We start from the raw sequence: 12,468 nt of genomic DNA, 5'->3' as shown, positions 1-12,468 counted from the left end.
CGCGCGGCTATCTTTGGCCGCCTCCATCGGCAACCGCATGCACCGTTCAATCCCCTTCGCGCTCCTGGCCGCCTCCTTGCTCACCGGTTGCAGCACTGAGCTCGACATCAATGAGCCGTACAAGGACATCACCATCGTGTACGGGCTCTTGAACCAGAAGGACTCCGTGCATTTCGTGAAGGTGAACAAGGCCTTCTTGGGCACCGGCAACGCACTCGACATGGCCCAAGTGCGCGACTCCAGTGAATACAGCGGCGAGGCCATCTCCTACGCCAAGGTTTTCCGTGTGAGCAGTTCCGGTGCGCTGCTCGATTCCTTCCCACTGCTGGACACGGTCGTGGTGAACCGCGAGCCGGGCACCTTCTATGCACCGGTGCAGAAGCTCAAGTACTTCGTGTCGCCCTATACCCAGACGATTCCCGCCAGCAACCTCGGAGTGCGGATGTTCCTCTGGCAGGACGACAGCTACCGGCTTGTGATGAACGTGAACGGCAAGACCGTCACCGCCGAGACCCCGATCACCAATGACTTCAAGGTGGACCCAGTGGATCAGGATACAGTGGCCAATGGAGCTCGCGTAGCTCTAAGGAACACAGCGGGCAACAGCTATTCGGATTACGAGTTCAACTGGACATCACGGGCTGATTGCAAGCGCTTCGTGGTGGAGTGGAAGTTCCGATACGATGAAGTGACCGGAACGGACACCGTGGCCCGCAGCATCAGTCAGAAGATCGGCTCTCCGAAAGTCTCGTCCTTCGTGAATGAGGACATGGCGGTGCGTCTTGCCGGAGAGACCTTCTATAGCGCTGTGGAAAGCCAGATCAAGAGCCAGTCGGGTTGGGAGAGCGTGGATCGCCGCATTTTCCGGGGAATCGACTTCGTGGTCTCCGTGGCCAACGACGACCTCCACACCTACTTGACCCTAACCGAGCCCGTAACCGGCATCGTGAATGATAGGCCCGCGTACAGCAACCTCGAGAACGGCATTGGAGTCTGGGGCAGCCGGTATGAGAAGACCACCCGAGGCAAACGATTGAGCACGCAGTCCTTCAATGAACTGATTGACGGCAACTATACGGGCGACCTGCGCTTCTGCTCCCCGCAGGATGGCTTCGTCTGCCCCTGACATGCCAAGCTGACAGCGTTCCATGGCCCCCATTGGCGGGCCTTTCGGTGCATCATGGCAGCTTCTCTCCCTTCTTGTCCGGTGGCATGGTGGTTGATCCTGCCGCGCCGCTGAACAACCTGTCCTACAAACCAACACCGGCGCCGGACCTCGGCGCATACACATGAGCAAGATCATCGGCATCGACCTGGGCACCACCAACAGCTGCGTCTCCGTGATGGAGGGCAACGAGCCTGTGGTGATCGCCAATAGCGAGGGCAAGCGCACCACGCCCAGCATCGTGGCCTTCGTAGAGGGCGGCGAGCGCAAAGTGGGTGACCCCGCCAAGCGTCAGGCCATCACCAACCCGAAGAACACCATCTCCTCCATCAAGCGCTTCATGGGCAATTCCTTCGATGAGTGCGCGAAGGAGATCGCGCGCATGCCCTACACGGTGGAGCGCGGCGCGAGCAACACCCCGCGCGTGGCCATCGGAGACCGGCACTACACCCCGCAGGAGATCAGCGCCATGATCCTGCAGAAGATGAAGAAGACCGCCGAGGATTACCTGGGCACCACGGTGAACGAGGCCGTGATCACTGTGCCTGCCTACTTCAACGATGCCCAGCGCCAAGCCACGAAGGAAGCCGGCGAGATCGCTGGCCTGAAAGTGCGCCGCATCATCAACGAGCCCACGGCGGCAGCGCTCGCCTATGGCCTCGACAAGAAGCACAAGGACCAGAAGATCGTGGTATTCGACTGCGGCGGCGGCACCCACGACGTGAGCGTGCTCGAACTGGGCGATGGCGTGTTCGAGGTGAAGAGCACCGACGGGGACACCCACTTGGGCGGCGACGACTTCGACCAGGTGATCATCGACTGGCTGGCCGAAGAATTCAAGGGCCAATTCAACATCGACCTGCGTAAGGACCCCATGGCCCTTCAGCGCCTGAAGGAGGCTGCCGAGAAAGCGAAGATCGAGCTCAGCTCAACCACCAGCAGCGAGATCAACCTGCCCTATATCATGCCGGTGGATGGCATCCCGCAGCACTTGGTGCGCAGCCTCACCCGCGCCAAGTTCGAGCAGCTCGCGGACAGCCTCATCAAGCGCACCATCGCCCCGTGCGAGAGCGCATTGAAGAACGCCGGCCTCAAGACCACGGACATCGACGAGGTGATCCTGGTGGGCGGCAGCACCCGCATTCCAGCCATCCAGGATGCCGTGAAGAAGTTCTTCGGCAAGGAGCCCAGCAAGGGCGTGAACCCCGACGAAGTGGTGGCCATCGGCGCCGCGATCCAAGGCGGCGTGCTCACCGGCGATGTGAAGGACGTGCTCCTGCTCGACGTGACCCCGCTCAGCCTGGGCATCGAGACCATGGGCGGAGTGATGACCAAGCTCATCGAAGCGAACACCACCATCCCCACCAAGAAGAGCGAGACCTTCAGCACGGCCAGCGACAGCCAGCCCAGCGTGGAGATCCATGTGCTGCAAGGCGAGCGCCCCATGGCCAACGGCAACCGCACCATCGGCCGCTTCCACCTCGATGGCATCCCTCCTGCACCGCGCGGCGTGCCGCAGATCGAGGTCACCTTCGATATCGACGCCAACGGCATCCTGCACGTGGGCGCGAAGGACAAGGCCACCGGCAAGGAGCAGAGCATCCGCATCGAGGCCAGCAGCGGCCTGAGCAAGGAGGAGATCGAGAAGATGAAGAAGGAGGCAGAGGCCAACGCCGATGCCGACAAGAAGGCGCGAGAGACCGTGGACAAGCTCAACGCCGCCGACAGCCTCATCTTCCAGACCGAGAAGAGCCTCAAGGATTACGGCGAGAAGATCCCCGACGAGAAGAAGAAGCCGATCGAAGAGGCGCTCAGCCGGCTGAAGGACGCGCACAAGGCGCAAGACGCTGATGCCTGCGAGAAGCTCATGGGCGAGTTGAACACCGCCTTCCAAGCGGCCAGCCAGGAGATGTACAATGCTGCGCAGCAAGGCCAAGCCAATGGAAACGGCAATGCAGGCAACGCCAGCTCCACCGACTCCGAGGTGAAGGATGTCGATTTCGAGGAAGTGAAGGACAGCAAGTAGGGGTCGGACCTTCCCGACCCGAGGCTTGCGGCAAGCACCAAGCAGCGAGCCCCGCGATCATCGCGGGGCTCGCTCATTCCACTCGGTCGGCCCATTCAGCGCACGGCGTGCACCTTGCCATCGAGGTAATCCTCTTGGCGCACGGTCGCGCCGGCGGGATCGAAGTAGGTCCAGGTTCCGATGCGCGTGGTCTCCAGCGAATGCCTGTCGCATCGTGCGCGGCCTTGGCTTTTCAGCGCCCCACCAGGGTGGTACTCGCTGATGTCGATGAGGCCCTTGGCCTTATCCGCGAGCACGAGCGTGCTGATCGGCCGCCCCTCCGCATCGAAGAGCTCCATGCGGGTATAGCAGCCGCCATTGCGCTGGCGCTCCTCTGCATACCTCAGCACGCCGTTGATATAATGGTCCTTGTAGAGCACCACCTGTCCTTCAGCATAACGGATCTCGGAGCGCGGCTGTCCGTTGGCGTGCCATGAGCGCTGCACGGCGCGCAAATCGTCCGTGCGCCTGAACTCGCGTTCGAGCTGCCCGGTTGGATAGTAATTCTTGTACAGGACAAGGAGCCCATTGTCGTAATAGCCCTTGTGCTTCAGCTGGCCGTCGGGGTACTTGTCCTCCACCGCCCCCGTGCACGGAAAGCCGTTGCAGCGGCGAACGCTGTCTCCGGCGGTGACCGGATTGTACCGTTCGTACGCGTTGAGGTCCGGCGCGGGGTCCTCTCCCGCATCGCCCATCACATAAAGCTCATCAGCGGCCAGCATCAGCGTATCGGGCTGCGCAGCGCAAGCGGTCGTCAGTGAAAGCCCCCCCCAAAGGATGAGCGCTCGTGGCACATTCATCGGGCTGGTTCTACGGCAATGGCCTGCGCTCGGTTACCCGGCCGGCTTCGCGATGCGCGCGATGCGCCAGCCCAAAGCGCCTTGCAGCACCGTCATCAATGGGCTGATCAGGTTGAAGAAGCAGAACGGCAGGTAGGTCATGGTGGCCACGCCGAGCACGCTGCCCATGTACGCCCCGCACGTATTCCAAGGAACCAGCGCACTGGTAACGGTGCCGCTGTCCTCCAGTGTCCGGCTGAGCAATTTGGGATGCAGGCCGCGCTCAGCGAATACCGGCGCGAACATGCGGCCCGGCACCACGATGCTCAAGTACTGGTCCGATGCGGTGGCGTTCACCAGCACGCAGCTGCCCGCCGTAGCCGCGATGAGCGAGCCATCGGTCCGCGCCTTGGTCAGTATGGCCGCTGCAAGTCGCTGCAAGAGCCCGGCACCTTCCATGGCGCCGCCGAAGACCATGGCGCACAGGACGAGCCAGATGGTCTTGAGCATGCCGAACATGCCCTTGGCGCTGAGCAGCTCATCCACGATGGCGCTGCCGGTCTCAATGGTGGCGCCAGAGCCCATGGTGCCGATGATGACCTTATAAAGATGCTGCCACGAGTCGCCGCCGGCTAGATGACTGAGCAAAGGGCGCTGGAAGATGAGCGCTGCTGCTGCGCCTAGCAGCACGCCGATGAAAAGGGCCGGCAAGGCCGGCATTCGCCGCCAGATCATGATCACCACCGCAGCAGGGACCAGGTACAGCCACCAGCCGATCCTGAAGCGCCCATGGATCGCGGCGCGCAATTCCTCCACTCCCGTGATGGCCCCATCCGGAGCGGCGAACAGCCCGATGCCCAGGAAAGCCAACAACGTGATGATGATGCTCGGCACAGTGGTATTGAGCATGTAGCGGATGTGCGAGAACAGATCCGTGCCTGCAACAGCAGGTGCCAGGTTCGTGGTGTCGCTGAGCGGGCTGAGCTTGTCCCCGAAGTAGGCTCCGCTGACTATGGCGCCCGCCACCATGCCCTCGTGGAAGCCCAGGGCCTTGCCGATGCCCATGAGCGCAATGCCCACCGTTGCAGCGGTGCTCCATGATGACCCTGTGGCGAGTGACACCACGCAGCAGACCAGGCAGGCCGCGAACAAGAAGGCCTTGGGCGAGAGCAGCAGCAAGCCGTGATCGATCATGGCCGGCACGATCCCGCTGATGAGCCAGGTGCCAGCCAGCGCACCGATCAGCAAGAGGATGAGGATGGCACCGAGGGCCGTGGTGATCCCACGCACGATGTGGTCGAGCAGTTCGGTGAATGACGATCCGTTGTAAAGGCCGATGCCGATCGCGATTGCCGCAGCGAACAGCAATGCCAGCTGGTTCGGGCCATCGAGCCCGCTGTCGCCGAACACCAGCACATTCTGTGCGAGCAGCGCTACGAGCGCGACCACGGGCAGCAGCGCTTGGAAGATGGATGGGGGCCTTGCCGTCCGGTGTGCGCTCATGCGGCCAATGTACCCGTGGACCGGTAAGCCGGGAAACTCGCGGACGGCCCAGCCCCAAGATTTCCACACCCCTTGCATCACACCATTCGACCCGATACTTTCGGCATCCCCTTACCCTGACCAACCCAGAACCACGGCCTTCGCCTCCGCTTTCCGATACGCCATCCATCTTGCTCTCTGTTGATGTGAAACGCGCTCATGCGCATGATTCACGCTGCTTGGCATGATGGCCCGCTCCCCTCCGAAACCCTAACCAACACCCTTCAACATGAACCTGAACCTTGTCTTGAAAGGAGCGCTGCATGCGAGCGCGCTGGCTGGCCTGCTGCTAGCACAGTCCAGCGCGCATGCACAGAGCATTGCGGTTGACACCGAGACCACGGTGGCGCCTGTGGCGAAACCTGATCTGCCGCCCGCGAATGTGAAGCAATCGAAAGCAGAAGTGAAGACGGCTGCTCCGGTGCCATCACCACAGGCCGGTGAAGGCGGTGCGCTCAGCAATTCAGCCGGTACGCAAACCGCCGGAGCGCCGATGAAGACAGCGCGGCGCACCAGCCCGCACCAGTCCGATCCGGAAGATGCACTCTTGCAAACCCGGGAGCCCTGAACCGAACCCTTGATACCAGAACGAACATGAACATCCTCGATACCTTCAAGCGCATGCCGCAGCGGAGCGCTCCGCTGCTGCTCATCACCATGATGCTCGCGCTCTTTTCTGCGCGCCTGCAGGCCCAAACCGTCACCATCGATGGCGGCAGCACTACGAACGGCGGCCCGTTGAGCATCTTGCAGAATCATGCCGGCGAGTATTTGTACTTCGCATCGGAGATCGGCCAGGACTACACCATCACGCGCATCAACTTCAAGAATGCGATCGCTGGCGGCACCGGCCCCATCGACACGTATGGCAGCGTGAGCCTTTACCTGCGCCACACCGCCAACACTACGCTGCCGACCGCTGTCTATGCGGGCACCGGCGGTTACACGTTGGTGTACAATGGGCCGATGACCTGGAGCAAGAGCGGCTGGAGCGGCGCCAATCTGCAAACGCCCTTCGCATACAGCACAGGATCAGGCAACCTCCAGCTGCTGGTGCTGCGCAGCGAAGCCGTGACGCATCCGGGCGCCGCATTCTATGCGGCGGTCACCGCCGGCGTGAATAGTTGCCGGCGCTACAATAACGCTGCGGCCCCGGTCGTAGGCGTTTCCACGCTCTCGCAATCCACTTTCCGCGCGGCGATCCAACTCATTGGCGAACCCAATTGCAACGGCGCGCCCACTCCTGGCAACACGCTCTTCGTTCAGGGCAGCGGCTGCTCTGGCACCAGCTTCAGCATGAGCCTGGAGAATGCCACACCTGGCCCCGATGTCACCTATCAATGGCAGAGCGCCGATGATGCCGCCTTCACCGTGAACGTCGTGAACCTGGGCACGCACCCGAATCAGTGGGCCACGCAGACCAGCGATACGTACTACCGTTGCCTTGTGAGCTGTCCGAGCAGCCCGCCAGCGGTGGCAAGCAACCCGCTCTTCGTGCCTACGGCACCATCCCACTTGTGCGCATTATGCGCGGCAGGCGTGAACGGCACCAACAATGCCTTCTTTGAGAAGATCGCCAACGTGTCCTACGGCTCGGGCAACACCGTGAACAACAATTCCCTGGATGCCATTGGCGTGTACCAGAACTTCCGTGGGCTCTCCGGAGACGTGCTTGAGAACAACTCTTTTGATGTGACCGTGAGCCTATCTGCTGCAGCGAGCACCGACCAGATCCAGATCTGGTGTGATTGGGACCAGAACGGCATTTTCGCGAACGACCCCTCGGAGCTGATGTACACATCACCCTTGGGCACTGGTCCGTTCACCGCTACGATCCTAGTGCCGTCGGGCGCAACCTTGGGCCGTACCACAATGCGGATTCGCTTGCACGACAATGCGTTCAATCCTGTTTTCGATCCCTGCGGAAGCGGAACCAATTCCTTCGGCGAAGTGGAGGATTATGGCTTGAATGTGCTGCCCGAGCCCACCTGCGGATTGCCTTCCGGCATAGCGGCGAGCACAGCCACGGCCACAACGGCGAACATTTCATGGCTGGCTGCTCCGAGCGCTATCACTTACGATGTGGAGGTGCGTCAAGGCGGTTTGCCCGGCACTGGCGGTGAAACCTTCGCGGGAAGCACGGGTGCGCTTTCCATCGTTGCCACCGGCCTCACCTTCGGACAGAGCTACCAAGTGTACGTGCGCGCCGATTGCGGCGGCGGCAACCTCAGCCCATGGGTCGGACCGATCGCCCATCTGCAGGACTACTGCGTGGCCGACGCGCCCTTCAACAACGACCCGATCATCTCCCAGTTCACCTATGGAGGCATCAATAACAGCAACGCCTCCACCGCGGGCTACCTGAACTTCACGGCGCAGACGGCCTTCGTGGCGCCCGGCGTGCCCACCGCATTCTCCGTGGACCGCACCACCGACTTCGGCCTCGATTCGCTCCTGATCTGGGTGGACCTCAACAATGACATCGATTTCGACGATCCGGGCGAGCTCGTATACACCTCGCCTGCGTTCTTCCCCGATCCGCTCAACGACTTCATCACCATCCCCAACGGCACTTCGCCAGGCGATAAGCGCATGCGCGTGCGCCGGGTGAACATGTCCCCGGGCTTCAGCTGGACCTCGCCTTGCGGAACAGCGCCTTTCGGGCAGACACACGATTACACGGTGAACGTGTGCGGCGCGCCGGTGGCCACCGCAGCCGTGGTGGATGATTGCGTCAACGATGAGTTCACCTTGGAAGTCGATATCACCAGCAATCCTGTTGGAGCGCTGACCATTGAATGGGTGGCCACGCCTGGAGGCCCCGGCAGCCAAGCCGCCGCATTGGGCGTGAACACGCTGCCCGATTTCCAGGCCGGCACAGAGGTGGCCGTCACCGTCACCAACGGCACGGTCTGCGAGCTCGACCTGGGCAGCCACTTCAGCAATTGCCCGGATACGGTGACCTGCGGTACAACCATCACGGTGCCGCACTGCTATGCGAACAACGACCCGCGCGTGTTCACCTACATCGCGAGCGATGACCAGCAGACCCTGACATTGACATTCATCTCAGGAACGATGGACCCGAATGACATCATCCGCGCCTATGCCGGCACGGATGAGGACAACAGCCCCTCCTTGGGCAGCGGCTCGTACCCCGACCTCGGCGCCCCTCAGCTCTCCATCGCTTCAACGAACGATACGCTGATGCTGGTGATCGATTCCGATGGCAGCAACAGCTGCCGCGATGGGCAACAGAGCAACTGGGTATTCGAGGTGGAATGCACGCCCGCTTGCCTTGACCCCGATGCAGGGATCACGGTGAATACGGACTGCGCCACCTACGAATTCACCATTGATGCGGAGATCATCAGCACCGGCAGCGGAACAACCACCACCCTGCGCTATACGGTGAACGGCGGAGACCCCACGGACATCCCCGGCCTGCTTGAGACCGACATCGAGAACCTGGGCCCCTTCGCCATCGACGATGTGGTGAACATCCGCCTGCTGCATGAGAGCAACAGCAGTTGCGACCGCAGCTTCGGCGACTTCACCGATGACAACACCTGCATCCCGGGTGAGGCGTGCGTGGGCGCGATCCTGCTCAGCGTGAACGGGCTAGGCGGTTGCCCGGCCGGCGGAACGCCCGGCAGCAATGCCACAGCCACACAGGATGGCGGCCTCTTCTCCTGCAGCGGCAGCGTTGGCCCCTTCCTGGACAAGTGGTACCGTTTCAATTCAGGGGCCAATAGCGCCATTGCGTACAGCTTCACGTCGTTCGCGTTCACCAGCCTCTTCGTCGAAGTGTTCGAGGGCGGCTGCGCCGGCACCTCCGTGCATTGCGCACTGGGTGCATCGGCCTTGAGCAACTCGTTCGTTGTGACACCGAACACCGATTACTGGTTGCGCATGGCATCAGCGAGCGCGCAAGGCGGCAATTTCACGATCTGCGTGAGCGCGGGCGTGCCTCCGCCCGATCCCTGCGCGAGCATCGCCAACATCAGCGCTTGCGCAGTGAGCACCGGCCCGGTAGCCGTTCCTGCTGGAACCGGCGCATGGAGCAACAACACGCTCGGAGGCCCCTTCCAGACCCCTGGCATCGAGCGCATCTTCACCTTCACGCCCACGATCAGCGGTGTCCACACCATCAATGTCCTTTCATACAGCGGCACGGCTGTTCAATACATCGACTTCTACTGGAAGGTCGTTGGCAGCTGCAACAATGCCGGATGGGCATATCTGGATGATGTGAATGCGATCGGCCCTGTTCCGGGCGATATCGCGAACGGCGGGGTGCCCTTGAACCTGACCGCGGGCAGCACCTATTACATCATGTGGGACGTGGAGGAGACGACCGGGCGCACCGTGGCATTCGAGGTGATCTGCCCGATCCCGCCCCCAGCGAATGATGATTGCGCCGACGCCATCAGCCTGACCCCGGCCCCCGTTTGCGCTCCAGTGGCGGGCACCAACGTCGGAGCTTCGCAATCGGTGGCACCGAGCACCTGCTCCGGCTTCACCAGCACGGTGGCAAATGATGTCTGGTACAGCTTCGTGGCTACCCGGACCTCCCATCGAGTGACTGTGGCAGGCCAAGGAGCATTCGATGCTGTTGTCGACCTGCGCACAGGCGCGTGCAACGGCACGTCTCAGGTCTGCGGAGATGCCACCGTCGACGGCGGAACCGAAGTGCTCACCTTAGGAAGCCTCACCATCGGTGAGACCTACCTGGTGCGCGTCTATGGCTGGGCCGGTGGGACCGGAGCCTTCACCATCTGCGTGGAAGAGCCCGATTGCCTTGGCGCCTTTGGTGGAGCCGCGCTCCCCGGTACCGCATGTGATGATAACGATGCAGGCACGGAGAACGATGTGTACGGCCCCGATTGCGTCTGCGCTGGCACCCCGCCATTCATCTGCACCACGGACCTGGACTTCGTTTACCAGGCCGATGGCAACGACGATCTCACGTGGCAGATCTTCGAGCAAGGCACCAACAACCTGATGCAGAGCGGCGGCGGCGCCCTGATCGGCAGCGGCTCCGAGGCCACTTGCCTGCCTGACGGCTGCTTCTACCTCGTGGTCACTGATGGCGCGGGCGATGGCATCGTGAACGGCGGCTACCTCCTGAGGGTCAACAGCAGCGTGCGCCTGATCGATAACCTCTACGACCAGTACGGCAACGGCGGCTTCACCAGCGGAGCCACCAGCCAGATCGCGAGCAACGAGGGCTTCTGCCTGCCCGTGGGCACCGACCGCCTGATCTACACCAGCTGCGACAAGCTCGACTGGGCGCCATACGCATGCGGCCAAGCCTTCATCGTGGCCAACGCGAATCCGTTGGCGACCGGTTACCAGTTCTGGTTCTATGATCCGAACGGCGGGCTCAGCTTCAAGCGCGCCCAAGCCTCCACGCACTGCTTGCTCAGCACCCTCCCGCTTGCCCAAGGCGTATTGTACAACGTGAAAGTGCGCGCCCTCGTCGGCGGGGTTTACAACAACTGGGGCCCCGCTTGCCGCATGATGCTGAACAACGCTCTGGCATCGTGCCCCCGCACCAAGCTCCTGGACCTGCCCGGCAACCAGTACCTGAGCTGCGGCCAGAGCCGCACGATCGGCTCCACCCAGCTCGTGCATGCACGTCCGGTGAAGCGCCTGGTGAATGATGGCCCACCCTGCGCGAACGCCTTCTGGCAGAATGCCAACCGCTACCAGTTCCGCTTCCGCATACCCGCTGAGAACGTGGTGATCCTGAAGACCAGCGCCACGGGGCAGTACTGGGTGAACACCAACGGCCTCACCTGCGGCAAGACCTACGAGGTGGATGTGCGCGCGAGCTTCAACAACGGCAGCACCTGGTGCGTGACCACGTCGAACCCCAACAGCATCAGCGACCCGCTCTGGGGAGATATGTGCACCCTATCCACCACCTGCAGCTTCGGCATGGCGCAACAGCCAATCGGCGGAACGGCCCCCGAGCAGCGCTTGAGCCTGTACCCGAACCCGAACCAAGGCGACCAATTCACGATCAGCCTGACCAACATCCCCGCGGAGGTGGAGCAGGCCAGCTTGGAACTGTACGATGCGTTCGGCAAGCTGGTGCTCAGCCGCTCGATCGCGGTGGCCGATGGCATGTTGAACGCTCGCATCGACCTGCAGGCGGGCATGGCCACCGGGCTTTACATGGCCACGCTCTCGGCCGGCGACCGGACCTTCACGGAGCGCCTCGTGGTGCAGCCGTGACGGTGGCGCGATGAACCGTTGGCATCGGCGGGGGCTGAATATTCCAGCCCCCGCCATTGCTTTCAAGGCCCAATACGGCGCTTTCGCCATGAGTTGCCTCCGGTGGATAAAAATTTTGTTTTAGGACCGCTGATATCCGAATTCTAATATTGACCACCCGGAATGGCCAATCGCGAACGAATCGCATCCCAGGTGCTCCATGCACCGCCTTGTGCCCGCATCATGCGCGTTCGTGGAAGAGCCTTGGACGCCGGCCTCCCTGTGCAAACATGCTTTCAGCCTAAACCGAGACCCGAATGACCCTAGCCAAACCCCGTCACCGGAAGCACGCCAACAACCTCCGATTCGCTTTCCTCACAGCAGGGTCGCTGCTCCTGGCAAGCGCCAGCATGGCCCAGAGCCGGACCGATGAGGCCACGCCCGAAAGGACCGGCACCGAGCTGCCCGTCCTGGAACAGGATGGCACGGCAGCACCAACGCTGAACCGCGAGGTGAAGCAGGACCTGAGCAAGGTGCCTGCATCGCCCGATGACCCGGCGCGCAAGAGAGAAGAGCCCATGGAAGACAAAGGCCCTGTGCCATTGCAGCCATTCGTTGAGCCAGAACCTTTGGCTGAACCCGTTCCCGAATAAACCCGCCGACCCCTTACCACGCCCCAGACGACAAAACCAAAA

The 12,468-nt window shown here is 62.2% G+C and carries 7 protein-coding genes; 5 read left to right on the top strand and 2 right to left on the bottom strand.

The genetic code is table 11. The features are described from left to right. Positions 1-37 precede the first annotated feature (37 nt). Both IPK70_05600 and dnaK read left to right on the top strand, forming a co-directional pair. On the top strand, positions 38-1,126 hold the full coding sequence (locus IPK70_05600; GenBank protein ID MBK8226632.1) for a DUF4249 family protein: 1,089 nt from the start codon (positions 38-40) through the stop codon (positions 1,124-1,126). A 163-nt stretch (positions 1,127-1,289) separates the two neighbouring features. Beyond that, the gene (gene dnaK / locus IPK70_05595; protein ID MBK8226631.1) at positions 1,290-3,191 is read left to right on the top strand and encodes a molecular chaperone DnaK; all 1,902 of its coding nucleotides are present in this window, start codon (positions 1,290-1,292) and stop codon (positions 3,189-3,191) included. 95 nt (positions 3,192-3,286) lie between these two features. Here the strand turns inward: dnaK and IPK70_05590 are convergent, their stop codons facing one another. Together IPK70_05590 and nhaC are read right to left on the bottom strand one after the other, a co-directional pair. After that, positions 3,287-4,030, bottom strand: coding sequence for a hypothetical protein (locus tag IPK70_05590; protein MBK8226630.1), 744 nt, complete (start codon positions 4,028-4,030; stop codon positions 3,287-3,289). A 33-nt stretch (positions 4,031-4,063) separates the two neighbouring features. Further along, on the bottom strand, positions 4,064-5,512 hold the full coding sequence (gene nhaC, locus IPK70_05585) for a Na+/H+ antiporter NhaC (protein MBK8226629.1): 1,449 nt from the start codon (positions 5,510-5,512) through the stop codon (positions 4,064-4,066). A gap of 268 nt (positions 5,513-5,780) precedes the next feature. On the opposite strand from nhaC, the gene IPK70_05580 reads away from it, so the two are divergent. From IPK70_05580 to IPK70_05570, 3 genes are all read left to right on the top strand, one after another. Further along, the gene (locus IPK70_05580; protein MBK8226628.1) at positions 5,781-6,119 is read left to right on the top strand and encodes a hypothetical protein; all 339 of its coding nucleotides are present in this window, start codon (positions 5,781-5,783) and stop codon (positions 6,117-6,119) included. Positions 6,120-6,145: 26 nt separating this feature from the next. Beyond that, positions 6,146-11,794 (top strand): T9SS type A sorting domain-containing protein, encoded by a 5,649-nt coding sequence (locus IPK70_05575; protein MBK8226627.1) that lies wholly within the window; start codon positions 6,146-6,148, stop codon positions 11,792-11,794. A 296-nt stretch (positions 11,795-12,090) separates the two neighbouring features. After that, entirely contained in the window at positions 12,091-12,426 is a 336-nt protein-coding gene (locus IPK70_05570; GenBank protein MBK8226626.1) for a hypothetical protein, read from the top strand. The last annotated feature ends 42 nt before the right edge of the window (positions 12,427-12,468 follow it).

It is taken from the genome of Flavobacteriales bacterium, from assembly GCA_016712535.1.
Classification (GTDB): domain Bacteria; phylum Bacteroidota; class Bacteroidia; order Flavobacteriales_F; family PHOS-HE28; genus PHOS-HE28.
This window is presented reverse-complemented; position numbering and strand designations above follow the sequence as displayed.